Source organism: Streptomyces sp. NPDC002537 (assembly GCF_053594975.1).
The window spans coordinates 1-24,124 of the sequence record NZ_JBSFWT010000104.1; the positions used below are offsets into that span (position 1 = coordinate 1).

The 24,124-nt window shown below is 71.7% G+C and carries 18 protein-coding genes; 16 read left to right on the plus strand and 2 right to left on the minus strand.

Annotated elements, in window-relative coordinates:
- Window positions 1–135: 135 nt before the first annotated feature.
- Window positions 136–825, minus strand: coding sequence for a response regulator transcription factor (locus ACWD4A_RS31145; RefSeq protein WP_451199112.1), 690 nt, complete (start codon window positions 823–825; stop codon window positions 136–138).
- The gene (locus ACWD4A_RS31150) at window positions 822–1,973 is read right to left on the minus strand and encodes an ATP-binding protein (RefSeq protein ID WP_451199113.1); all 1,152 of its coding nucleotides are present in this window, start codon (window positions 1,971–1,973) and stop codon (window positions 822–824) included. Before ACWD4A_RS31150 ends, ACWD4A_RS31145 begins: the two co-directional genes overlap by 4 nt.
- Before the next feature lie 113 nt (window positions 1,974–2,086).
- Here ACWD4A_RS31150 and ACWD4A_RS31155 point away from each other — a divergent pair, with 113 nt between their 5' ends.
- The 16 genes from ACWD4A_RS31155 (at window position 2,087) to obgE (ending at window position 23,887) form a co-directional block, all read left to right on the plus strand.
- The gene (locus tag ACWD4A_RS31155; protein ID WP_451199115.1) at window positions 2,087–3,544 is read left to right on the plus strand and encodes a peptidoglycan D,D-transpeptidase FtsI family protein; all 1,458 of its coding nucleotides are present in this window, start codon (window positions 2,087–2,089) and stop codon (window positions 3,542–3,544) included.
- Between the two features lie 38 nt (window positions 3,545–3,582).
- On the plus strand, window positions 3,583–5,151 hold the full coding sequence (gene folC, locus ACWD4A_RS31160) for a bifunctional tetrahydrofolate synthase/dihydrofolate synthase (RefSeq protein WP_451199117.1): 1,569 nt from the start codon (window positions 3,583–3,585) through the stop codon (window positions 5,149–5,151).
- 2 nt (window positions 5,152–5,153) lie between these two features.
- Window positions 5,154–5,510: a DUF4233 domain-containing protein gene (locus ACWD4A_RS31165; protein ID WP_451199120.1), complete on the plus strand. Its 357-nt coding sequence runs from the start codon at window positions 5,154–5,156 to the stop codon at window positions 5,508–5,510.
- 311 nt (window positions 5,511–5,821) lie between these two features.
- Window positions 5,822–6,235 carry a nucleoside-diphosphate kinase gene (gene ndk / locus ACWD4A_RS31170; protein WP_451199122.1) on the plus strand — a complete coding sequence of 138 codons (414 nt, stop codon included), beginning with the start codon at window positions 5,822–5,824 and terminating at the stop codon, window positions 6,233–6,235.
- Between the two features lie 287 nt (window positions 6,236–6,522).
- A complete protein-coding gene (locus ACWD4A_RS31175) occupies window positions 6,523–7,542 on the plus strand; it encodes a rod shape-determining protein (RefSeq protein WP_004950903.1) in 1,020 nt (339 codons plus the stop codon).
- Between the two features lie 184 nt (window positions 7,543–7,726).
- A complete protein-coding gene (mreC, locus tag ACWD4A_RS31180) occupies window positions 7,727–8,659 on the plus strand; it encodes a rod shape-determining protein MreC (protein ID WP_451199124.1) in 933 nt (310 codons plus the stop codon).
- A 4-nt stretch (window positions 8,660–8,663) separates the two neighbouring features.
- Entirely contained in the window at window positions 8,664–9,302 is a 639-nt protein-coding gene (gene mreD, locus ACWD4A_RS31185) for a rod shape-determining protein MreD (RefSeq protein ID WP_451199126.1), read from the plus strand.
- Window positions 9,303–9,348: 46 nt separating this feature from the next.
- Window positions 9,349–11,487 carry a penicillin-binding protein 2 gene (gene mrdA / locus ACWD4A_RS31190; protein WP_451199129.1) on the plus strand — a complete coding sequence of 713 codons (2,139 nt, stop codon included), beginning with the start codon at window positions 9,349–9,351 and terminating at the stop codon, window positions 11,485–11,487.
- Window positions 11,484–12,683, plus strand: a complete 1,200-nt coding sequence (rodA, locus tag ACWD4A_RS31195; RefSeq protein ID WP_451199131.1) for a rod shape-determining protein RodA — start codon at window positions 11,484–11,486, stop codon at window positions 12,681–12,683. Before mrdA ends, rodA begins: the two co-directional genes overlap by 4 nt.
- Before the next feature lie 97 nt (window positions 12,684–12,780).
- Window positions 12,781–14,322 (plus strand): CYTH and CHAD domain-containing protein, encoded by a 1,542-nt coding sequence (locus tag ACWD4A_RS31200; RefSeq protein ID WP_451199133.1) that lies wholly within the window; start codon window positions 12,781–12,783, stop codon window positions 14,320–14,322.
- A 197-nt stretch (window positions 14,323–14,519) separates the two neighbouring features.
- Window positions 14,520–16,445: a TIGR03960 family B12-binding radical SAM protein gene (locus ACWD4A_RS31205; protein WP_451199134.1), complete on the plus strand. Its 1,926-nt coding sequence runs from the start codon at window positions 14,520–14,522 to the stop codon at window positions 16,443–16,445.
- A gap of 139 nt (window positions 16,446–16,584) precedes the next feature.
- Window positions 16,585–17,367: a TIGR03936 family radical SAM-associated protein gene (locus tag ACWD4A_RS31210; RefSeq protein WP_451199136.1), complete on the plus strand. Its 783-nt coding sequence runs from the start codon at window positions 16,585–16,587 to the stop codon at window positions 17,365–17,367.
- Window positions 17,368–17,589: 222 nt separating this feature from the next.
- Window positions 17,590–21,462, plus strand: coding sequence for an Rne/Rng family ribonuclease (locus tag ACWD4A_RS31215; RefSeq protein WP_451199138.1), 3,873 nt, complete (start codon window positions 17,590–17,592; stop codon window positions 21,460–21,462).
- 267 nt (window positions 21,463–21,729) lie between these two features.
- The gene (gene rplU / locus ACWD4A_RS31220) at window positions 21,730–22,050 is read left to right on the plus strand and encodes a 50S ribosomal protein L21 (protein ID WP_087928145.1); all 321 of its coding nucleotides are present in this window, start codon (window positions 21,730–21,732) and stop codon (window positions 22,048–22,050) included.
- Window positions 22,051–22,064: 14 nt separating this feature from the next.
- Window positions 22,065–22,322: a 50S ribosomal protein L27 gene (rpmA, locus tag ACWD4A_RS31225; protein ID WP_116211787.1), complete on the plus strand. Its 258-nt coding sequence runs from the start codon at window positions 22,065–22,067 to the stop codon at window positions 22,320–22,322.
- Window positions 22,323–22,450: 128 nt separating this feature from the next.
- Window positions 22,451–23,887 carry a GTPase ObgE gene (obgE, locus tag ACWD4A_RS31230; RefSeq protein ID WP_451199144.1) on the plus strand — a complete coding sequence of 479 codons (1,437 nt, stop codon included), beginning with the start codon at window positions 22,451–22,453 and terminating at the stop codon, window positions 23,885–23,887.
- The last annotated feature ends 237 nt before the right edge of the window (window positions 23,888–24,124 follow it).

Sequence of the window (24,124 nt, forward strand, 5' to 3'; positions counted from 1 at the left end):
CCTGGCCTGCACCCTTCTGCCCGTCCGGGGAACAATCCAGCCCGTCCGGCGTTTGAGGACGCGGCCGCAGGCCGCTCCCGCCGCAGGCGGCAACGGTGCCGCAGGCGGGGGACGGGCGCAGCCCGGAGAGTCCGGTCAGCCCCCGGACGCGCGGTACCGGTAACCCAGGCCGCGGACCGCTTCCAGCGGATCCGCGGCCTCGTCACCCGCCGCCTGCCGCAGCTTGCGCCGCAACCGTAGGACCGCGAATTTCACGCGCTCCCGGCCCGTGCCGTCCGGGTCGTCCCAGACGCGGTCGAGCAACTGGTCGGTGGTGATCACCCGGCCCCGGTTGCGGACGAGCACCTGGAGCAGCCGGTACTCGATGTCGCTGAGCCGCGCCTCCTGGCCCTGCCAGACCGCCGAGCGCCGCTCGGGCACCAGCCGCAGGCCGTCGTCGAAGGAGTCGCCCGCCCACCGGGTGGGCGCGGTCCGGCGCAGCAGGGCCTCGACGCGGGCGAGCAACTCGTCGTTGCCGAAGGGCTTGGGCAGGTAGTCGTCGGCCCCGGCGCGCAGGCCCCGCACCCGGTCGGTCTCGGCGCCGCGGGCGGTGAGCAGGAGGACGGGGAGATCGCTGAGGTCGCGGGTGCGTTCCAGCACCTCCCAGCCGTTGAGCTGGGGCAGGCCGATGTCGAGGAGCATCAGCGCGGGCCGTTCCGAGAACAGCAGCCGCAGCCCGTCGCGGCCGTTGTCGGCGTGGATGACGTCGTAGCCCGCGCGCTCCAGGAGGGTACGCAGGGCGAGGGCGAGGTCGGGGTCGTCCTCGACCACCAGGACGCGGCTCACGGCGCGCTCTCCCCGACGGGCGCCGTGTCCGGTCCGGGCCCGGTCAGCGGCAGCCGGATCAGGAAAGACGCGCCCTCGCCCTCGGTGCCGCCCGCGGTGAGGGTGCCGCCGTGCAGCTGGACGACCGTACGGCTGATGGCGAGGCCCAGCCCGGTGCCGGGGTAGCCGCCGGTCGCGGCGTTCGGCGCGCGGACGAAGCCGGTGAAGATCTCCTCCCGGAACTCCTCCGGGATACCGATCCCGGTGTCGGCGACCTCGATCTCCCAGAAGTGGCCCCGGGGCGCGGCCGTGACCGTGATCCGGCCGTCCGGCGGGGTGAATTTGGCGGCGTTCTCCAGCAGATTGGCCAGCACGTGCTGGAGCCGGTGCCGGTCGCCCCGGAGGGCGGGCCCCGGCGCGCAGTCCAGCACGGTGAAGACCGCCGCCCCCTGTGGTGTGGTCAGCCGGTCCAGGACGGCGTCCCGGAGCGTCGCGGGCACGTCCACCGCGTCGAATTCCAGCTCCAGCGACGCCGCCCGCATCCGGGTGGTCAGCAGCAGGTCGGCGATCACCCGCTGCATCCGGTCGGCGTTGCGCCGGATGGCGTCGAGGAAGGAGCGCTGGTCGGCGGTCGGCTCCGGGCCGGCGGTGGAGTCGGTCAGCAGCTCGCAGAAGCTGATGATCGAGGTGAGCGGGGTCCGCAGCTCGTGGGAGGCGGCCGCGGTGAACGCGTTCCGCTGCCGCGCGAGCTCGGTCAGCGCCAGGTTGTCGCGCTCCAGGTCGTGCTCCCGGCGCTTGCGCTCGGTGATGTCCTGGAAGGTCCACAGCGCCCCGACGTACGCGCCCGCGCGGCGCAGCGGCTCGACCTCGCGCCGGATGGTGCGTCCGTCCGTGAGCGGGATCTCCGCCGTCCGGTGGGGGTGGCGGCCCGCGAGGATCTCGCCGGGGGTGCCGGGACCGGAGTGGTCGGCCGTGAAGAAGGCCCGTACGAGCGGGACGACCGGCCGCATGGGCGCACCGGGGGAGAGATCGACCCGCCCCTCCAGCTCGAACATGCGGATGAATTTTTGATTCACGGCCAGCACCTCGTCCGCCGGGCTCTGCACGAAGGCGCCCGCGGGCAGTGCCTCCAGCACGGCCTGGAGCCGCTCCCGGTCCTCGGACGGCATCTTCCACTCACCCGGTTCTTTCTCACCCAGCTCTCATGGAGTCGGGGAACACTAACTCCGCTTAACGGAGTTTTCGGGAAAACCGTATGTCAAGGAGAGGGACCGCGCCCCCGATGAACAGACCAGTCCGGCACGTCGCCGTCTTCTCCCTGCTGCTCGTGTTCGCCGTCCTCGTACGGGCCACCTGGGTCCAGGCCGCGCAGGCGGGCAGCCTCGACAGCAACCCCCACAACCCGCGCCAGGCGATAGCCGCGTACTCCCGGCCGCTCGGCAACATCCTCGCCGGGGGCACGCCCCTCACCGGCTCCACGGCCACCAGCGGAGACCTGAAGTACAAGCGCACCTACAAGGACGCCGAGCTCTACGCGCCGATCACCGGCTTCTCCTCGCAGATCTACGGCAGCACCCAGCTGGAGAACCTCTACCGGTCCGTGCTCACCGGCACCGACGAGCGGCTGCGCAGCCCCTCCGACGCCTTCACCGGCAAGCAGCCCGCCCCCGGCGACGTCATCACGACCGTCGACCCGGCCGTGCAGAAGGCGGCCTACGAGGGCCTCGGCGGCAAGACCGGCGCCGCCGTCGCCATCGACCCCGCCACCGGCGCGATCCTCGGCATGGCGAGCACCCCCTCGTACGACCCGGGCCGGTTCGCCGGGTCCTCCGGGGCCGACCAGAAGGCGTGGGACGCGCTGGAGAAGGACAAGGCGCAGCCGATGCTCAACCGCGCGCTCCGCCAGACCTATCCGCCGGGCTCGACCTTCAAGCTCGTCGTCGCCGCGGCCGCACTGGAGAACGGGCTCTACTCCTCCGTCGACGAGCCCACCGACAGCCCCGACCCCTACCTCCTGCCGGGCACCCGCACCTACCTGCCCAACGAGAACACCAGCGCCCCCTGCGCGAACGCCAGCATCCGCACGGCGCTCCAGTACTCCTGCAACAACGTGTTCGGTCACCTCGCCGAGCGGCTCGGCGCGCAGAAGGTCGCCCAGCAGGCGGAGAAGCTCGGCTTCAACGACGGCAAGCTCGACATCCCCGTGCGCGCCGCCAAGAGCGTCTACCCGACCGACATGAACGCCTCGCAGACCGCGCTCTCCGGCATCGGCCAGTTCAACGACCAGGCCACCCCGCTCCAGATGGCCATGGTCTCCGCCGCCATCGCCAACGACGGCAAGCTGATGACGCCCCGCATGGTCGACCGTGTCACCGACGGCAGCTCCGGCGTCCTGGAGAAGCACGACCCCAAGGAGTACGGCCGGGCGATGTCCGCCGACACCGCGCGACAGCTGAAGTCCGCGATGCAGACGGTCGTCGACAAGGGCACCGGCAGCAATGCGCAGATCGACGGCCTGACCGTCGGCGGCAAGACCGGCACCGCCCAGCACGGCGTCGACAACAGCGGCACCCCGTACGCCTGGTTCGTCTCGTACGCGCAGAACAGCCAGGGCAAGCAGGTCGCCGTGGCCGTGGTGATCGCCGACAGCGACGCCGCCCGGTCCGACGTCAGCGGCAACGGCCTCGCCGCCCCCGTGGCCAAGGCCATGATGAGCGCGGCGCTGGGCGCGGGCGCCTGATGGCCGCCCTGTCAGTGCCGCTCCGTAGACTGGACCGCGTGACCGAGCGCCCCCTGAACGACGACAGCGACGACAACGGCACCGGCGAGGACGACCGGTTTGCCGAGATTGTCGATGCCGAGACCGACCTCCCCCAAGCTCTCGAATCCGCTCGAGCAGGGGGGACCCCCACCCCCGACCTGGCGGTGATCGAGGCCGGCAGCCGCACCCTGCGCACCCTGGGCGGCCCGCCGCAGGGCGACGGCGTCCCGGCCCGCCCCGAGGACCCCGAGGTCGACCGGGCGCTGCGCGAGGTGGAGGCCGAGCTGGCCGGGCGCTGGCCCGAGACCAAGCTCGACCCGTCGCTGCGCCGCATCGAGGCCCTGATGGACATCCTCGGGCAGCCGCAGCGCGCCTACCCGGCCATCCACATCACGGGCACCAACGGCAAGACCAGCACCGCCCGCATGATCGAGGCGCTGCTGGGCGCCTTCGACCTGCGCACCGGCCGCTACACCAGCCCGCACGTCCAGTCCGTCACCGAGCGGATCAGCCTGGACGGCGCGCCGATCAGCGCCGAGCGCTTCATCGAGACGTACCGCGACATCCAGCCGTACGTGGAGATGGTCGACGACCGCGAGGAGCACCGCCTCTCCTTCTTCGAGGTGCTCACCGCCATGGCCTACGCGGCCTTCGCGGACGCCCCGGTGGACGTGGCGGTCGTCGAGGTCGGCATGGGCGGCACCTGGGACGCCACCAATGTCATCGACGGCACGGTCGCCGTGGTCACGCCCATCTCCCTCGACCACACCGACCGGCTCGGCGGCACGCCCGGCGAGATCGCCGGCGAGAAGGCGGGCGTCATCAAGCCCGACGCCACCGTCGTCCTCGCCCAGCAGCCGGTCGACGCCGCGCAGGTGCTGCTCAAGCATGCGGTCGACGTCGACGCCACCGTCGCCCGCGAGGGCATGGAGTACGGCGTCGTCTCCCGCGAGGTCGCCGTCGGCGGCCAGCTGCTGACGCTGCGCGGGCTCGGCGGCGAGTACCCGGACGTCTTCCTGCCGCTCTACGGGGCCCACCAGGCGCACAACGCCGCGGTCGCCCTGGCCGCCGTCGAGGCGTTCTTCGGCATCGGCTCGCAGCACGCCCGCACGCTCGACATCGACACCGTCCGCACCGCCTTCGCCGCCGTCACCTCGCCGGGCCGGCTGGAGGTCGTGCGCCGCAGCCCCAGCGTGGTGCTGGACGCGGCGCACAACCCCGCGGGCGCGGCCGCGGCCGCCGAGGCGGTCACCGAGGCCTTCGGCTTCAGCCGCCTCATCGGCGTGGTCGCCACCAGCGCCGACAAGGACGTGCGCGGTCTCCTCGAAGCCTTCGAGCCGATCTTCGCCGAGGTCGTGGTGACCCGGAACTCCACCCAGCGCGCCATGGACGCCGACGAGCTGGCCGGTATCGCGGTCGAGATCTTCGGCGCCGAGCGGGTCCAGGTCGAACCCCGGCTCGACGACGCCCTGGAGGCGGCGATCACCCTCGCGGAGGAAGAGGGCGAATTCTCCGGCGCGGGCGTCCTGGTGACCGGCTCCGTGATGACCGTCGGCGAGGCCCGGCTGCTCCTCGGGAGGAACTGACCATGCGCATGCTCTGCTCCAGCACTCTGATCGGTGAATTCTTCATCATCGGATTCGCGGGCCTGGTGGCCATGCAGACGTCCGACGTGCCGACCGGCACGGTGTGGGCCGTCAGCGGCACGGCGATGGTGCTGAGCGTTCTGCTGTGCGGGATGCTCGGGCGGCCCGGCGGCGTCCAGCTCGGCTGGCTGCTGCAGGGCGCGCTGGTCCTGAGCGGCTTCATCGTCCCGATGATGTTCATCCTGGGCGTCGTCTTCGGTGTGCTGTGGTGGGCGTCGGTCCACTTCGGCGGCAAGATCGACGAAGCCAAGGCGCGCTTTGCGCGCGAGGCGGCGGAGCAGGTGGCCGACCCCGCCTGACCCGTGCGGGTCTCCTGCACGGGGCTCCGCCCCGGACCCCGCAAGCGGCTGCGCCGCTTGTCCTCAAACGCCGGACGGGCTGATTTCGCGAACCGTGGCTCCTTGACCTGCGGCCCGCAGAATCAGCCCGTCCGGCGTTTGAGGACGCGGCCGCAGGTCGCTCCCGCCGCAGGCGGCAAGACGGCCCGCACCCGGCGATGGACGGGCACCCAGGTCCCGGTGCCCCCGCCGGCAGGCGGGCCCGGTCCCGGGCACCCATGATCCGCGATACCCTCGGCGGCACTGTTGTCCCGCCCGCAAGGAGCCGCAATATGAGCCAGCGCACCCTCGTCCTCCTCAAGCCCGACGCCGTGCGGCGCGGCCTGATCGGCGAGATCGTCGGCCGGATCGAGCGCAAGGCGAACTGGACGATCAGCGCGCTGGAGCTGCGCACCCTGGACCGCGGGACGCTGGAGCAGCACTACGCCGAGCACGTCGGCCGGGACTTCTACGAGCCGCTGATGCAGTTCATGGCCTCCGGGCCGGTCGTGGCCCTGGTGGTCGAAGGCGAGCGGGTGATCGAGGGGGTCCGTGCGCTGGCCGGTCCCACCGACCCCATCTCGGCCGCCCCGGGATCCATCCGTGGTGACTTCGGCACCATCACGCGCGAGAACCTCATCCACGCCTCGGACTCCGAGGAGTCCGCCCAGCGGGAAATCAAGATTTTCTTTCCGGGCCTTGCCTGATAGTTCATCAGAGACGCACCCATTCTGATCAGGGGCGGCCGATTTCTTTTCGGTCGCCCCCTGGCATATGCGCGGCGAACGAGGGAACCTCTCACTCCGACACGACGTCACCATTACTGGGGCGGGCTTGCGTTCCGCCGACAATGGCGGAGGAACCCTCGCGCCGCGTACGACCGGTCGAGACTACGATGAAGCTTCCGCGCCCCGCAGCGCACCGCACACCTGCCGACCTCAAGTAAGCATTCGCTCCAGCTGGGAAGGCCAGACGTATCCTCATGGGGAACAACATGTCGTTCATCGGCCGTGACATGGCTGTCGACCTCGGGACCGCCAACACGCTGGTGTACGTCAGAGGCCGCGGAATCGTCCTCAACGAACCGTCCGTCGTCGCCATCAACACCAACACCGGCGGCATCCTCGCGGTGGGTGCCGAGGCGAAGAAGATGATCGGCCGTACCCCGGGCAACATCGTCGCGGTCCGTCCGCTCAAGGACGGGGTGATCGCGGACTTCGAGATCACCGAGCGCATGCTCCGGTACTTCATCCTCAAGATCCACAAGCGGCGCTGGATGGCCCGCCCCCGCGTCGTGGTCTGCGTGCCCTCCGGGATCACCGGCGTCGAGCGCCGTGCCGTGATCGAGGCGTCCACCCAGGCCGGCGCCCGCCAGGTGCACATCATCGAGGAGCCGATGGCCGCCGCGATCGGCTCCGGCCTCCCCGTCCACGAGGCCACCGGCAACATGGTCGTGGACATCGGCGGCGGCACCACCGAGGTCGCCGTGATCTCCCTCGGCGGAATCGTCACCGCGCAGTCCATCCGGGTCGCCGGCGACGAGCTCGACAACGCGATCATCCAGCACATCAAGAAGGAGTACAGCCTCCTGCTCGGCGAGCGCACCGCCGAACAGATCAAGATCACCATCGGTTCGGCGTACGACCTCGAACAGGACGAGCACACCGAGATCCGCGGCCGCGACCTGGTCAGCGGCCTGCCCAAGACCGTGGTCATCTCCGCCGCCGAGGTCCGCAAGGCCATCGAGGAGCCCGTCAACTCCATCGTCGACGCGGTCAAGACCACTCTCGACAAGTGCCCGCCCGAGCTGTCGGGTGACGTGATGGACCGCGGGATCGTTCTCACGGGCGGTGGCGCACTCCTGCGCGGCCTCGACGAGCGGCTGCGCCGGGAGACCGGCATGCCGATCCATATCGCCGAGGACCCGCTGGACTCCGTCGCCCTGGGCTCCGGCAAGTGCGTCGAGGAGTTCGAGGCGCTCCAGCAGGTGCTGGACGCCCAGCCCCGCCGGTGAGCCGGTGACCTCCGGGGTGCTGTCTTGGCGCCGTCCCCGTACCGCCCCCGCCAGGGGCGGCGCGAGGGCGGCGCCCGGCTGCGACCGCCGCCGGTAAACAACCTGATATACAGGCAGAACGCTCCCGATTGACCGGTCCGGACCCGCAGCCGGCCGGTCCGACGAGAAGGGCACGCCGCCGCACGTGAGGGACACACGAGAGAGCCGGCTGCTGCTGGTGCTGCTGGTCGCCATCGCGTTCGCACTGATCACGGTGGACATCCGCGGCGGCGAGCAGTCCCCGCTCGACGGCGTCCGGCATGCCGCCGCCTCCGCCTTCGGCCCCGTGGAGGAAGGCGTCGCCGACGCCGTGGACCCGGTCGGCAACGCCGTCGCGGCCGTCCGGGACTCCGGCGGCCGCCACAGCCGCATCGCCCAGCTGGAGCGCGAGAACGCCGACCTCAAGCAGCGCCTCGGCAGCAACGACCGCAACCGCAGCCGGGCCCGCGAGCTCGACGCCATGCTCAAGACCGCGGGCCGCGGCCAGTACGGCATCAAGGGCGCCCAGGTCATCGCCATAGGAGCCGCCCAGGGCTTCTCGTGGACGGTCACCATCGACGCGGGCAGCAACGACGGCATCAAGCGCGACATGACCGTGCTCAACGGCGACGGACTCGTCGGCCGGGTCACCACCGTCGCCCGTTCCACCGCCACCGTGCTGCTCGCCACCGACCCCAAGTTCACCGTCGGCACCCGGATGGAGAAGACCGGCGAGATCGGCTTCGCCACCGGCCAGGGCGACCGCTCCGTGCGCGTCGAACTCCTCAACGGCAAGGCCGTCGTGCACGAGGGCGACCGCCTCGTCACCTTCGGCTCCAGCAGGGACAAGCCCTTCGTGCCCGGCGTCCCCGTCGGCGAGGTCACCCGCGTCGAACCCGCGGGCGGCAGTCTCACCCGCACCCTCCAGGTGCGGCCCTTCGTCGGCTACAGCAAGCTCGACATCGTCGGCGTCGTCGTCGAGGCACCCCGCACCGACCCCCGCGACACCGTCCTGCCACCGAAACCGGAAGCCCCCAAGCCGACGCCCACGGTGACCGTCACGGTCACCCCCTCCGCGAGCGCCAAGCCCCAGGACTGAACCGATGCGCATCAACCGGATCCTGCTCTCGACCGCGCTCGTGGTGGTTGCCCTCGTCGTCCAGGTGACCGTCCTCGCCCGGCTCCATCTCCCCGGCGCCGTCCCCGATCTGATGCTCCTCGTCGTCATCGGGCTGACCCTCGTCTACGGCCACACCAGCGGCGCGCTCATCGGCTTCGGCGCGGGCCTCCTCGCCGACCTCGCCCCGCCCGCCGACCACGCCACCGGCCGCTACGCCCTCGTGCTGTGCGTCATCGGCTATCTCGTCGGCCTCGCCAGACCCGAGACCGGAAGAGTCCGTTCCGCCGCCCTGCCCATGTTCGTCGTCGTCGCCGCGGCCGTCGTCTCCACGCTGCTCTACGCGGGCGTGGGCGCCCTCGTCGGCGACACCGCGGCCCGCCACGTGGGGCTGACCGGCCTGGTGCTCACCGCCGCCCTCTACGACCTGCTGCTGGCGCCGTTCACCGTACCGCTGATCATGGCGCTCGCCCGGCGCACCGAGAACGACCCGCTCGCCGGGGAGGGCGGCCCCGCCACCATGGGCGGCGGCGAGAGCGCGTACCGCCTCGGCGGCCGCACCGGCGGCCTCTTCGGCAGGCCCGTCCGGCGGCAGGGCCGCCTCAAGGGGGTCAAGCGGCTGTGACACCGCGCGCGTCCAGGGGAAACGACCGGGTGTTTGAAGGGGCATCATGAGCAGCCTTCCCGAGGGCGGACGGAACTCCCGTGTCACCATCCGCCTCATCACCATCCAGATCATCGTCGTCTCCCTCCTCCTCACCCTCGGCGGACGCCTCTGGTACCTCCAGATCCGCAACGGCGACACATACACCGCCGAGGCCGCCGACAACCACATCCAGCAGGTCGTCGCCCCCGCCACCCGCGGCTCGATACTGGACGCCCGCGGCGTCCCCCTCGCCGACAACGAGACCCGCCTCGTCGTCTCCGCCAACCGCACCGACCTGCTGAAGATGCGGGACCGCGGCAAGGCCGTGCTGGCCCGGCTCGCGGGCGTGCTCGGGCTCAAGCCGGAGGACGTCGCCGCCAAGGTGCGGCTCTGCGACGCCAAGACCCCCAAGCCCTGCTGGGCGGGCTCGCCGTACCAGCCCATCCCCATCACCGACGCGGCCACCACCCAGCAGGCCCTGCAGATCCGCGAGCGCGCCGAGGACTTCCCCGGCGTCACCGCCGAACCCACGCCCGTACGCCGCTACGCCGGACCCGGCGGCTCCAACACCGCCCAGGTCCTCGGCTATCTCTCGCCCGTCACCGACGAGGAGATCACCAAGACCAAGTCCGGCCCCGCCCCGCTGCTCCGCTCCGACCAGGTCGGCCGCTCCGGCCTGGAGCGGCAGTACGACGGCCAGCTGCGCGGCAAGGCGGGCGTCACCCGCTACGAGGTCGACAACCTCGGCCGGGTCATCGGCAAGGCCAGGAGCGACAAGGCGGTGCCCGGCTCCAACGTCGTCACCAGCATCGACGCCCGCGTGCAGGCCATAGCGGAACACGAGTTGGACCAGGCGATGAAGGACGCCCGCAAGGAGCTCGACAAGAACACCGGCACCAACTACAAGGCCGACGCGGGCGCCGTCGTGGTGATGGAGTCCAGGACCGGCCGGGTCGTCGCCATGGCGTCCAACCCGACCTACGACCCCAACGCCTGGGTCGGCGGCATCTCCGCCAAGGACTACCGGGAGCTCACCGGCAAGGACTCCGACTACCCGCTGCTCAACCGGGCCATCCAGGGCCAGGCCGCACCCGGCTCCATCTTCAAGGTCATCTCCGCCACCGCGGCCGTCCGGGCCGGGTACGGCTTCAACGACAACTACAACTGCTCCAGCTCGTACAGCATCGGCAACCAGGTCTTCAAGAACTACGAGTCCAAGGGCTACGGCCCGATCAACCTCGGCCGGGCCCTGGAGGTCTCCTGCGACACCGTCTTCTACGACCTGGCCTTCCGTCAGTGGCAGAAGGACGGCGGCAACAAGCCCGGCCACCCGGCGGACTGGTTCTACCGCACGGCCCACGACTTCGGCCTCGGCAAGGAGACCGGCATCGACCTCCCCGGCGAGGTCAAGGGCCGGGTCCCGGACCGCGAGTGGAAGAAGAGCTACTGGGAGGCCAACAAGGACTCCTGGTGCAAGCAGGGCCAGGACGCGGGGGACGACTACGCCGCGAAGATCGCCAAGGAGAACTGCGAGTCCGGCATGCGGATGCGCGCCGGTGACTCCGTCAACTACTCCATCGGCCAGGGCGACACCCTCGTGACCCCCGTCCAGATGGCCACCATCTACGCGGCCATCAGCAACGGCGGCACGCTCTACAACCCCACCGTGGGCAAGGCCGTCGTCAGCGCCGACGGCAGGGACGTGCAGGAGATCAAGCCCACCGCCCACGGCCGGCTGCCGTTCGACCAGCGGACCCGCGACCAGATCGACGCCGCCCTCGCCGGCGTCGCCACCCAGGGCACCGCCGCCTGGCGCTTCGAGGGCTGGCCTCAGAAGGACATCCCCATGCACGCCAAGACCGGCACCGCCGAGGTCTACGGCAAGCAGACCACCTCGTGGTTCGCCACCTACACCGGCGACTACACGGTCGTCATGACGATCTCCCAGGGCGGCACCGGCTCCGGCGCCTCCGGCCCCGCCGTCCGCAACATCTACAACGCGCTCTACGGCGTGGACGAGAAGGGCAAGGCCGACCCCGGCAAGGCCCTCCTGCCGCACCCCGAGACCGGGCTCCCGAAGATCGAGAAGGACGGCACGATCGAGGCCCAGAAGATCGACGCGCCCAGCCCGTCGCCCTCCCGGAAGGAGGACAAGCAGGAATGAGCGCCACCGACGGCTACAAGATCCGCCGCTTCAGCCCCGAGCGCGGCGTCTGGGGCACGCTCACCGCCCGCGACTCCGTCCTCCGCCGCCTCGACTGGACGATGCTGCTCGCCGTCCTCGCCCTGTCCGCGATGAGCACCGCGCTCGTCTACTCCGCCACCCGCAACCGTGCCGAGCTCAACCACGGCGACCCGTACTACTTCCTGCTGCGCAACTTCTTCAACATCGGCGTGGGCATGGCCATGGCCATCGGCGCCGTCTGGGTCGGCCACCGGGCGCTGCGCGGGGCGGTGGCCATCCTCTACGGGGTCTCGGTCCTGCTCATCGTCGCCGTGCTCACCCCGCTCGGCGCGACCATCAACGGCGCCCGCTCCTGGATCCAGCTCGGTGGCGGATTCTCCATCCAGCCCACCGAGTTCACCAAGATCACCATCATTCTGATCATGGCGACGATACTGGCCGGGAAGGTCGACGCGGGCGACCGGCCGCACCCCGACCACCGCACCGTCATGGAGGCCCTCGGGCTCGCCGCGCTGCCCGTCATGGTCATCCTGCTGATGCCGGACCTCGGCTCGGTGATGGTCATCGTGGTGATCGTGCTCGCCGTGCTGCTGTCCTCCGGCGCCTCCAACCGGTGGATCGCGGGCCTGCTCGGCGCGGGCGTCATCGGCTGTGTCCTCGTCTGGCAGCTCGGTGTCCTGGACACCTACCAGATCAACCGCTTCGCCGCCTTCGCCAACCCCGCGCTCGACCCCTCCGGCGTCGGTTACAACACCAACCAGGCGCGCATCGCCATCGGCTCCGGCGGCCTGACCGGCGCGGGCCTCTTCCACGGCTCCCAGACCACCGGGCAATTCGTGCCCGAACAGCAGACCGATTTTATTTTCACCGTCGCGGGCGAGGAACTCGGATTCCTCGGCGCGGGAACGATCATTTTGCTGCTCGGGGTGGTGCTGTGGCGCGCGTGCCGGATCGCGCGTGAATCCACGGAGTTGTACAGCACGATCGTGGCGGCCGGGATTGTCGCGTGGTTCGCCTTTCAGTCGTTCGAGAACATCGGAATGACGCTGGGGATCATGCCGGTCGCCGGTATCCCGCTGCCGTTCGTCTCGTACGGGGGTTCGTCGATGTTCGCGGCGTGGATCGGGGTCGGGCTGCTGCAATCGATCAAGGTGCAGAGACCGATGTCGGCGTAGATATCGGCGTAGATATCGACGTAGGGGACGGGCCGAATTCACGCCGCCGCGTCGAGAGGGTCTGCCTTCCCGGCGCTCCTCGGGCTAGATTCGCCGTATGGCGGACACCGTGCGAGAGATCGAGCGGAAGTACGAAGCCGGGGGCGGCGCCCACGACCTGCCCGACTTGCCCGACCTGACTCGCGTCGCGGGCGTCGCGGCCGTCGCCGACCGGCAGCCGCAGACGCTCGACGCCGTCTACTACGACACCGAGGACCGCCGCCTCGCGGCGGCGGGCATCACCCTGCGCCGCCGCACCGGCGGCGACGACGCGGGCTGGCACCTCAAGCTCCCCGTCGCCCCCGGAGTGCGCGACGAGATCCGCGCGCCCCTCTCCCCGGCCGTGCCCCGCGCCCTCACCGACCTCGTCCGCTCCCGGACCCGGCGCGCCGGACTCGCCCCGCTGGTCCGCATCGTCTCCCGCCGTACGGTCCACCACCTCCTCGACGAGCAGGGCACGCTCCTCGCCGAGGCCAGCGCGGACACCGTCACCGCCGACCGCCTCACCCGCGGCGGCCGCTCCGCCCGCTGGACGGAGTTCGAGGTCGAGCTCGGCGAGGGCACCGATCCGGCCTTCCTCGACACCGTCGAACGGCGCCTGCGCAAGGCCGGGCTGCGCCCGTCCGACGCGCCCTCCAAGCTGGCCCGCGCCCTCGCCGAGACCGACCCCGCCCCGTCCGGGCCCGCGCGGGAGCACCCGGAGAAGCCCGCCGGGCCCACCGCCGGGGACCATGTGCTGGCGTACGTCCGCGCACAGGCCGACGCCCTCCTCGCCCTCGACCCCGCCGTCCGCCGCGACCTCCCCGACTCCGTCCACCAGATGCGCGTCGCCACCCGGAGGATGCGCAGCGCCTTCCGCACGTACGGGAAGGTCCTCGACCGGGCCGTCACCGACCCCATCGGCGACGAGCTCGGATGGCTCGCCGCCGAGCTCGGCGTGGACCGCGACCAGGAAGTGCTCACGGAGCGCCTCCGGGCCCGCATCGCCGCCCTGCCCCGCACCCTCCTCCAGGGCCCCGTCCGCCGCCGGCTGCGGACCGCGACCGCCGCCCGCCGCACCGGCTCCCGGCGCAGAACCGTCGCCGTGCTCGACGGCAAGCGCTACCTGGCACTGCTCGACGCCCTCGACGCGCTGCTTGCCGACCCGCCGCTGAAGCCCGCCGCGGCCCGGCCCGTCCGCGCCGTGCTGCCCGCGGCCGTGCTCAGGGACTACGAACGGCTCGCGGGCCGCATCGGCCGCGCCCTGACGCTGGAGCCGGGGCACGAGCGCGACCTCGCGATGCACGAGGCCCGCAAGGCCGCCAAGCGCGCCCGGTACGCGGCGGAGGCCGCCACCCCGGCGCTCGGCAAGGCGGCGGGACGGTTCGCCACCCGGATGAAGGACGTCCAGACGGTGCTCGGCGACCACCAGGACAGCGTCGTCGCCCGCGAGGCCCTGCGCGAGCTCGCCGTCCAGGCCCACGCGGCGGGCGAGCCCTCGTTCACCTGGGGCCTGCTCTACGGCCAGGAGGCGGCTGCCGCCGCGGAGCGCGAACGGGAACTGCCGGAGGTGTGGCGCAGGGCGTCGAAGCCGAGGCTGCGCGCGGCGCTCGGGGTGTAACTGAACGGGCGGGCGATCGTTTTACCGATGCACGGCTGCTCCGCTGCTGCGGAGGTGATCCACCGTGGGAGTCCTGTGATGTTCGCTGGGCCCTGTTGTCCCCGCCGACGCGGGGGCGTTCCGCCGTCGTGCTGGGGCGGCTCTCGATCGGGTTACGCTTGAGAGTCGCTCCCTTGCCCGCTCACGAAGGTCTCCCGATGCCTGCCGAGTCCGTCTTTCCTCAGCTCGAGGCGCTGCTCCCGCATGTGCAGAAGCCGATCCAGTACGTGGGCGGTGAGCTGAACTCCACCGTCAAGAAGTGGGACGAGTGCGACGTGCGCTGGGCGCTCATGTACCCGGACGCGTACGAGGTCGGGCTGCCCAACCAGGGCGTCATGATCCTCTATGAGGTCCTCAACGAGCGCGAGGGCGTGCTCGCCGAGCGCACGTACAGCGTGTGGCCGGACCTCGAGGAGCTGATGCGCGAGCACAAGGTGCCGCAGTTCACCGTGGACGCGCACCGCCCGGTCAAGGCCTTCGACGTGTTCGGCCTGAGCTTCTCCACCGAGCTCGGCTACACCAACATGCTCACCGCGCTCGACCTGGCGGGCATCCCGCTGGAGTCGCGCGACCGCACCCTCGACGACCCGATCGTCCTCGCGGGCGGGCACGCGGCCTTCAACCCCGAGCCGATCGCGGACTTCATCGACTGCGCCGTCATCGGCGACGGCGAGCAGGCCGTCCTGGAGATCACCGACGTCATCCGCGCCTGGAAGGCGGAGGGCCGCCCCGGCGGCCGCGACGAGGTGCTGCTGCGCCTCGCCCGCACCGGCGGCGTCTACGTCCCGCGCTTCTACGACGTGGAGTACCTGGCCGACGGCCGGATCGCCCGCGTCGTCCCGAACCGCTCCGGCGTGCCGTGGCGCGTGTCCAAGCACACCGTCATGGACCTCGACGAGTGGCCGTACCCCAAGCAGCCGCTCGTCCCGCTCGCGGAGACCGTCCACGAGCGCATGTCCGTGGAGATCTTCCGCGGCTGCACCCGCGGCTGCCGCTTCTGCCAGGCCGGCATGATCACGCGCCCCGTGCGGGAGCGGAGCATCACCGGCATCGGCGAGATGGTGGACAAGGGGCTCAAGGCGACGGGCTTCGAGGAGGTCGGCCTGCTCTCGCTGTCCTCCGCCGACCACACCGAGATCGGTGACATCGCCAAGGGCCTCGCCGACCGCTACGAAGAGGACAAGATCGGCCTCTCCCTGCCGTCGACCCGCGTGGACGCGTTCAACGTCGACCTCGCGAACGAGCTCACCCGCAACGGCCGCCGCTCCGGTCTGACCTTCGCCCCCGAGGGCGGCTCCGAGCGCATGCGCAAGGTCATCAACAAGATGGTCTCGGAAGAGGACCTGATCCGGACGGTCGCCACCGCGTACGGCAACGGCTGGCGCCAGGTGAAGCTGTACTTCATGTGCGGCCTGCCGACCGAGACCGACGAGGACGTCCTGCAGATCGCCGACATGGCGATGAACGTGATCCAGAAGGGCCGCGAGGTCTCCAAGGCCAACGACATCCGCTGCACCGTCTCCATCGGCGGCTTCGTGCCCAAGCCGCACACGCCGTTCCAGTGGGCGCCGCAGCTGTCCGCCGAGGAGACGGACGCGCGGCTGGGGAAGCTGCGCGACAAGATCCGCGGCGACAAGAAGTACGGCCGCTCGATCGGCTTCCGCTACCACGACGGCAAGCCCGGCATCATCGAGGGCCTGCTCTCGCGCGGTGACCGCCGCGTCGGCGCCGTCATCCGTGCGGTCTACGAGTCCGGCGGCCGCTTCGACGGCTGGCGCGAGCACTTCAGCTACGACCGCTGGATCAAGTCCGCCGAGCGGACGCTGCCCCCGCAGGGCGTCGACGTCGCCTGGTACACGACGCGCGAGCGCACCTACGAGGAGGTCCTGCCCTGGGACCACCTGGACTCCGGTCTCGACAAGGACTGGCTCTGGGAGGACTGGCAGGACGCCCTCGACGAGACCGAGGTCGAGGACTGCCGCTGGACCCCGTGCTTCGACTGCGGCGTCTGCCCGCAGATGGACACGTCGATCCAGATCGGCCCGACCGGCAAGAAACTGCTGCCGCTGTCGGTCGTCAAGTAGTGCAAACGTTCGATCGAGGGTCCCGCCAGGTCGGCGGGGCCCTCGTTGCACGTACTCTAGGTAGCAGTACGACCGCACTCACGAAGGACTGAAGACACTGGGCAAGCGACAGCCCGAAGGCCCGCCGCCCGCACCCGCGGTGCAGCGCATCCGTCTGCGCTACACCAAGCGCGGCCGCCTCCGGTTCACCAGCCACCGCGATTTCCAGCGCGCCTTCGAGCGGGCGCTCCGCCGTGCCGAGGTGCCCATGGCGTACTCGGCGGGCTTCACCCCGCACCCGAAGGTGTCGTACGCCAATGCCGCACCCACCGGCACGGGCAGCGAGGCGGAGTTCCTGGAGATCCAGCTCGCCGAGGCCCGCGACCCGGAGCAGCTGCGCAAGCTGCTCGACGAGTCGCTGCCCGACGGGCTCGACATCACCGACGCGGTGGAGGCGCACACCTCCTCGTTCGCCGAGCGGCTCGAGGCATCCGTCTGGGAGCTGCGGCTGGACGGCGTCGAGGTCGCCGACGTGGAGCGGGCCGTCGCGGCCTTCCTCGCGGCGGAGACCGTCGAGGTCCAGCGCCGGACGAAAAACGGGTTGCGGACCTTCGACGCGCGTGCCGCGGTCGTCCGACTTGAGGCCCTCGACGCTCCGGCCGATAGGCCCGGCGTCGGTGCCTGTGCGATACTGCGGCTGGTTGTTCGGCACTTGACACCTGCCGTTCGACCCGACGACGTCCTGTCCGGTCTCCGCGCTACGGCCGACCTGGCGCCGCCGGTCCCCGCTGCGGTGACCAGGCTGGCGCAGGGGCTGCTCGATGAGGAGTCCGGTACGGTGACCGACCCGCTCGCGCCCGACCGCGACGCTTCCCCGGCCGCAGCAACCACGGCCGCCGGACAGAGCGCCGGTGCCGCGCAGGTGCCGGAAGGTTCCGTGTAGGGACCGCCGTCGCCGTGCCGCCGGTCCACCAGGGAGCCACCCGGGCCCGGCAGGCGCACTGACCAGAAGACTTTCGCCGGTGCCGACGTTCCGGACCCGGCGAGCGAGACGACAGCTCCCGTGCGGCGACCGCGCCCCGGACGGCGGTACCGCGCACATCACGCGGACCGCCGGGCCGGACCAAGGCGCGGCGCCCGGGAGCGTGACGGGAGAACCGCCCGCATGCTCGAACCCATTGAGCCGACCAACAACTCCGACAGCGGTCCTGGTGACACGCTGCCGCCCCGCCGACGCCGCCGTGCGGCGTCCCGCCCCGCCGGTCCGCCGGTGACGGGCACCGGTATCGCGCAGCAGGCCGCCACGGCACCCGCCGCCGAGCCGCAGCAGGCCGAGGCGACGCCCGTCGCCGAGACCCCGGCCGCCGCCGCGGAGGCCCCGGCCACCCCGGCCCGCCCCCGCCGCCGCGCCACCCGCAAGGCGGCCGCTCCGGCGGGCGCCCCCCGCGCCGCCGAGCAGGCCGCCCCGGAGGCCGCCGAGGCACCCGTCGAGGCCGCTCCCGCCGCCCCTGAGGCCGCAGAGGACGCCAAGCCGGCCCGTACGCGCCGCCGTGCCACCCGCAAGGCCACCGCGCCCGCGGGCTCCCCGCAGGCCGCCGAGACGGCTGTCACGGCCGAGCCCGCCGAGGCCGTCGGGACCGCCGAAGAGGCCGACGAGGCTCCGGCGCCCGCCGCCGAGGCCACGCCGCCCGCCCGTACCCGCCGCCGTGCCACCCGCAAGGCGACCGCGCCCGCCGGCGCCCCCCGTACCGCCGAGACGGTCGTCGAGGCGCCCGCCGAGGTTCTCGTCGAGCCCGAGGCCGAGGAGGCCGTCGAGGAGGCTCCGGCCGCGCCGGCCGCCCGTACGCGCCGTCGCGTGGCCCGCCGGGCCGCCGCGCCCGCCGGGTCCCCGCAGGCCGCCGAGGTCGTCGAGGCCGTGGAGGAGGCGCCCGTCGCCGAGCCCCGTGGCCGCCGTACGCGCCGCCGGGCCGAGGGTGCCGACACCGAGGCCGCCCCCGCCCGTGGCCGCCGCAAGGTCGCCGAGGGCGACGCCGAGGCCGCCGCCGCAGCCCTTGAGGCCGCCAAGGCCGAGAGCCGTGCGCGCGAGGGTGTCGTCGTGGCGGAGCCGGAGGCCGCCGAGGCCCCCGCGCGCGGCCGTCGCCGCGCCGTGCGCCCGCCGACCGCCGTCTTCCAGGCGCCGGTCTTCACCGAGCCGATGTTCCAGACGCCGGAGACCGCCGCTGCCGCCGTCGCGGCCGCCGCCCCCGTGGTGGAGGAAGAGGAGCCCGAGGAGGCCGCGCAGCCCGCTCCCGCCGCCCGCCGTCGCCGCCGTCGCCGTGGCGAGCCCGCCGAGGTCGAGCAGACCGTGGCGGAGGAGACCACCGAGGAGTCCGAGGCCGAGGAGTCCGAGGAGGGCGAGGAGGCCGTCGCCGCGCAGGACGAGGAGGAGGCGGACCGCCCCTCGCGCCGTCGCCGCCGCGGTGGCCGTCGCCGCCGCCGGGGCGAGGCCGGGGACGCCGAGTCCGAGGCCGCCGACGAGGAGACCGCCGAAGGGGCCGAGCAGGAGTACGAGGCCGCCGAGGAGGAGCAGGAGGAGGCGTACGGCGAGGAGTCGGGCGCCGGTTCCGCCAGCAGCCGCCGTCGCCGCCGTCGCCGTCGCCGCAGCGGTGACGCCGAGGGCGCCGAGCCGACCGGGGACGACCCGGAGCGCACGGTCGTCAAGGTGCGCGAGCCCCGCAAGCGGGAGGAGCGCGAGCCCGGCACGGGCTTCGACGAGGTGCAGTCCATCAAGGGCTCCACCCGTATGGAGGCGAAGAAGCAGCGCCGCCGCGAGGGCCGCGAGCAGGGCCGCCGCCGGGTGCCGATCATCACCGAGGCGGAGTTCCTGGCCCGTCGCGAGGCCGTCGAGCGCGTGATGGTCGTCCGCCAGAGCGGCGAGCGCACCCAGATCGGCGTGCTGGAGGACAACGTCCTCGTCGAGCACTTCGTCAACAAGGAGCAGGCCACCAGCTACGTCGGCAACGTCTACCTGGGCAAGGTCCAGAACGTGCTGCCGTCCATGGAGGCCGCCTTCGTCGACATCGGCAAGGGCCGCAACGCCGTCCTGTACGCCGGTGAGGTCAACTTCGAGGCGCTCGGCATGGGCAACGGCCCGCGCCGCATCGAGACCGCGCTGAAGTCCGGCCAGTCCGTGCTGGTGCAGGTCACCAAGGACCCGATCGGCCACAAGGGCGCCCGTCTGACCAGCCAGGTCTCCCTGCCGGGCCGCTACCTCGTGTACGTGCCCGAGGGCTCGATGACCGGCATCAGCCGCAAGCTGCCCGACACCGAGCGCGCGCGCCTGAAGCAGATCCTCAAGAAGATCGTCCCCGAGGACGCGGGCGTCATCGTCCGTACGGCCGCCGAGGGCGCGAGCGAGGAGGAGCTGGCGCGCGACGTCCAGCGGCTCCAGGCGCAGTGGGAAGAGATCCAGAAGAAGGCGAAGAGCGGCAACGCCCCGACCCTGCTGTACGGCGAGCCGGACATGACCGTCCGCGTCGTGCGCGACATCTTCAACGAGGACTTCTCCAAGGTCATCATCAGCGGTGACACGGCCTGGGAGACCATCCACGGCTATGTCTCGCACGTCGCCCCGGACCTCACCGACCGGCTGCAGAAGTGGACGTCGGACGTCGACGTCTTCGCCACGTACCGGATCGACGAGCAGCTGATGAAGGCGCTGGACCGCAAGGTCTGGCTGCCGAGCGGCGGTTCGCTCGTCATCGACCGGACCGAGGCGATGGTCGTCGTCGACGTCAACACCGGCAAGTTCACCGGTCAGGGCGGCAACCTCGAGGAGACGGTCACCAAGAACAACCTCGAGGCCGCGGAGGAGATCGTGCGCCAGCTGCGGCTGCGCGACCTCGGTGGCATCGTGGTGATCGACTTCATCGACATGGTGCTGGAGGCCAACCGGGACCTGGTGCTGCGGCGCCTGCTGGAGTGCCTGGGCCGCGACCGCACCAAGCACCAGGTCGCCGAGGTGACCTCGCTGGGTCTGGTGCAGATGACCCGTAAGCGGGTCGGCCAGGGCCTGCTGGAGTCGTTCTCCGAGCCGTGCGTGCACTGCAACGGCCGCGGCGTGATCGTCCACATGGACCAGCCGACGTCCGTCGGCGGTGGCGGTGGCGGCAAGCGCGGCAAGAAGAAGGGCAAGGGCCAGCTCCACGAGCACGAGCACGTGACGGCGGAGGCCCCGGCCGTCGCCGAGGCGGCCGTCGAGGCCGAGGCCGCCCCCGAGGCGCCCGAGCTGGAGCCGGTCGCGGTGACCGAGGCCGAACTCCAGCCGTCGGTCGGCGCGGACGAGGAGTGGTTCGGCAGCCCTGCCGAGGCACGTGCCGCGGCGGGTCCGCGCGGTGGCCGTACGCGGCGCCGGGCGACCCGCAAGGCGACCGCTCCGGCCGGGGCGCCTGCCGCCGGGCCGGAGGCCGTCGAGGCCGAGGTCGTCGTGGAGCCGACACGGGCGCCGGCGGCTGTCGCCGAGCCGGTGGTCGCGGAGCCCGTGGCCGAGCCGGTCGTGGAGGCACCCGTAGAGCCGGTCGCCGAACCGGTCGCCGAGCCTGTCGCCGAGGTCGAGGCTCCCGCCGAGGCTCCGGTGGAGGCGGCTCCGGCCGCTCCCGCCCGTACGCGGCGCCGGGTGACCCGCAGGGTGTCCGCCCCGGCGGGCTCGCCCGCGGCGGCGGAGGCCGCGGTGGTCGTGGTCAGCACGCCGACGGCCGCTCCCGAGCCGGTCCAGGAGGCCGCCGCTGAGGCCGTGACCGAGGCTGAGGTCGAGTCCGAGGCCGAGACCGAGGCCGCGGCTCCGGCCAAGAAGGCGACCCGTAAGACGGCCGCCAAGAAGACGACGACGGCCAAGAAGGCACCGGCGAAGAAGGCGACGGCCACGAAGAAGGCCGCCGCCAAGAAGACGACGACTGCCAAGAAGGCCACGGCGAAGAAGACCACGGCCAAGAAGGCGACGACGAAGAAGGCCGCCGCCAAGAAGGTCGCGGAGCCGGCCGCGGCGTCGTCGGAGGACTGATTCACCCGGACGGGTCGGTTCCGTGGGCCACGGTCCGCGGAACCGACCCGTCCGGTGGGGGAAACCGGTCCGTGACGGGCCCGGTTTGACCCTGCGTGACCGAACACGTAGCCTTATCCACCGGCGTCTGTACGCCAACCCCTGAGCAAATCCCTCCCGGTGAATTCCGGGAGAGGCCGCTCGTCCCTTCGGATATGCGCGGGCTTCACGCCCGCGCGAGCGGCTGGCATCAGAGGTCCCGATTACCAGCGAGAGAGTGAGATCCGCGTGTACGCAATCGTGCGTAGCGGTGGTCGCCAGCACAAGGTTGCTGTCGGCGACATCGTCGAGGTTGACAAGATTTCCGACGGCAAGGTGGGCGACTCCGTCGAGCTCTCCACGCTGCTCGTGGTCGACGGCGAGTCCGTCACCAGCGACCCGTGGGTGCTGGCCGGGATCAAGGTCCAGGCCGAGATTGTGGACCACCACAAGGGTGCCAAGATCGACATCCTGAAGTACAAGAACAAGACCGGCTACCGCAAGCGCATTGGTCACCGCCAGCAGTACACGGCGATCAAGGTCACCGGCATCCCCACGGCTGCGAAGTAAGGGACTGAGAACACATGGCACACAAGAAGGGCGCATCGTCCACTCGGAACGGTCGCGACTCCAACGCTCAGCGGCTCGGCGTCAAGCGCTTCGGCGGCCAGGCCGTCAACGCCGGTGAGATCCTGGTCCGCCAGCGCGGCACCCACTTCCACCCGGGCACGGGCGTCGGTCGCGGTGGCGACGACACCCTGTTCGCGCTGGCCGCCGGTGCGGTGCAGTTCGGCACCCACCGTGGTCGCAAGGTCGTGAACATCGTCCCGATCGCTGAGTAATCAGCCTTTCGGCACGACACAAGCACCTTTTCCGAGGGCGGGCCGCTCTTCCCCTGTAGTGGGGAAGCCGGTCCGCCCTCGGCGTGTTAGTACAGAAACATCCCTTTACGTACCAGGAGGCACCCGCTATGACCACCTTCGTGGACCGCGTCGAGCTGCACGTCGCCGCGGGTAACGGAGGCCATGGCTGCGCCTCCGTTCACCGTGAGAAGTTCAAGCCGCTCGGCGGCCCGGACGGTGGCAACGGCGGCCGTGGCGGCGATGTGATCCTGGTCGTCGACCAGTCGGTCACCACGCTCCTCGACTATCACCACAGCCCCCACCGCAAGGCCACCAACGGCCAGCCGGGCGCCGGTGACAACCGCTCCGGCAAGGACGGCCAGGACCTCGTCCTGCCCGTGCCGGACGGCACCGTCATCCTCGACACGGCCGGCAACGTCCTCGCCGACCTGGTGGGCGAGGGCACCACCTTCATCGCCGGCCAGGGCGGCCGCGGCGGCCTCGGCAACGCCGCGCTGGCCTCCGCCCGCCGCAAGGCCCCCGGCTTCGCGCTGCTCGGCGAGCCCGGCGAGGCCCGTGACATCGTCATGGAGCTCAAGACCGTCGCCGACGTGGCGCTGGTCGGCTACCCGAGCGCGGGCAAGTCCTCGCTGATCTCGGTACTCTCCGCCGCCAAGCCGAAGATCGCCGACTACCCCTTCACGACGCTGGTCCCGAACCTGGGCGTGGTCACGGCCGGCTCGACCGTCTACACCATCGCCGACGTCCCCGGCCTGATCCCGGGCGCCAGCCAGGGCAAGGGCCTCGGCCTGGAGTTCCTGCGGCACGTCGAGCGCTGCTCGGTGCTCGTGCACGTGCTGGACACGGCGACCCTGGAGTCCGACCGCGACCCGGTCTCCGACCTGGACGTCATCGAGGCGGAGCTGACGCAGTACGGCGGTCTCGACGACCGGCCGCGCATCGTCGTCCTCAACAAGATCGACATCCCGGACGGCCAGGACCTCGCCGACATGATCCGCCCGGATCTGGAGGCACGCGGCTACCAGGTCTTCGAGGTGTCCGCCGTCGCCCGTACGGGCCTGAAGGAGCTCTCCTTCGCGCTGGCCCGCATCATCGCCGAGGCGCGCGCCGCCAAGCCGAAGGAGGAGGCGACCCGCATCGTCATCCGTCCGAAGGCCGTCGACGACGCGGGCTTCACGGTCACCCTGGAGGACGACGGCATCTACCGCGTGCGCGGCGAGAAGCCGGAGCGCTGGGTGCGTCAGACCGACTTCAACAACGACGAGGCCGTCGGCTACCTCGCCGACCGCCTCAACCGCCTCGGCGTCGAGGACCGGCTCCTCAAGGCCGGCGCGCGGGCGGGCGACGGCGTGGCCATCGGTGCCGAGGACAACGCGGTCGTCTTCGACTGGGAGCCGACGATGATGGCGGGCGCGGAGATGCTCGGACGCCGTGGCGAGGACCACCGTCTCGAGGCGCCTCGTCCTGCCGCGCAGCGGCGTCGCGACCGCGACGCGGAGCGGGACGAGTCGCAGCGCGAGTTCGACGACTTCAACCCGTTCTAACGGGTCGTCAAGTCCCTTTCCCGCCCGGCGGGGTGCGCCTTTTCGACGTGCCTCTGCCGGGCGGTTTCTGTTCCCCTGCCCCGCCCCTTCCCGAACCGGGGGAGACCCCCGGACCCCCAGCGGCCTGCGGCCGCGTCCTCAAACGCCGGACGGGCTGATTTTGCTGGCTACGGTCCGCGAAATTCAGCCCGTCCGGCGTTTGAGGACAGCGCGCGAAGCGTGCTTCGGGGTCTGGGG

What these genes read in the sequence shown, in the direction of transcription:
- ndk (WP_451199122.1), top strand. Translation starts at nt 5,822, where the DNA reads ATGAGCCAGCGCACCCTCGTCCTCCTCAAGCCCGACGCCGTGCGGCGC.
- ACWD4A_RS31215 (WP_451199138.1), top strand. Translation starts at nt 17,590, where the DNA reads ATGCTCGAACCCATTGAGCCGACCAACAACTCCGACAGCGGTCCTGGT.
- rpmA (WP_116211787.1), top strand. Translation starts at nt 22,065, where the DNA reads ATGGCACACAAGAAGGGCGCATCGTCCACTCGGAACGGTCGCGACTCC.
- obgE (WP_451199144.1), top strand. Translation starts at nt 22,451, where the DNA reads ATGACCACCTTCGTGGACCGCGTCGAGCTGCACGTCGCCGCGGGTAAC.
- mrdA (WP_451199129.1), top strand. Translation starts at nt 9,349, where the DNA reads ATGAGCAGCCTTCCCGAGGGCGGACGGAACTCCCGTGTCACCATCCGC.
- ACWD4A_RS31175 (WP_004950903.1), top strand. Translation starts at nt 6,523, where the DNA reads ATGTCGTTCATCGGCCGTGACATGGCTGTCGACCTCGGGACCGCCAAC.
- ACWD4A_RS31155 (WP_451199115.1), top strand. Translation starts at nt 2,087, where the DNA reads ATGAACAGACCAGTCCGGCACGTCGCCGTCTTCTCCCTGCTGCTCGTG.
- ACWD4A_RS31165 (WP_451199120.1), top strand. Translation starts at nt 5,154, where the DNA reads ATGCGCATGCTCTGCTCCAGCACTCTGATCGGTGAATTCTTCATCATC.
- ACWD4A_RS31150 (WP_451199113.1), bottom strand. Translation starts at nt 1,973, where the DNA reads ATGCCGTCCGAGGACCGGGAGCGGCTCCAGGCCGTGCTGGAGGCACTG.
- mreD (WP_451199126.1), top strand. Translation starts at nt 8,664, where the DNA reads ATGCGCATCAACCGGATCCTGCTCTCGACCGCGCTCGTGGTGGTTGCC.
- rodA (WP_451199131.1), top strand. Translation starts at nt 11,484, where the DNA reads ATGAGCGCCACCGACGGCTACAAGATCCGCCGCTTCAGCCCCGAGCGC.
- ACWD4A_RS31205 (WP_451199134.1), top strand. Translation starts at nt 14,520, where the DNA reads ATGCCTGCCGAGTCCGTCTTTCCTCAGCTCGAGGCGCTGCTCCCGCAT.
- ACWD4A_RS31200 (WP_451199133.1), top strand. Translation starts at nt 12,781, where the DNA reads ATGGCGGACACCGTGCGAGAGATCGAGCGGAAGTACGAAGCCGGGGGC.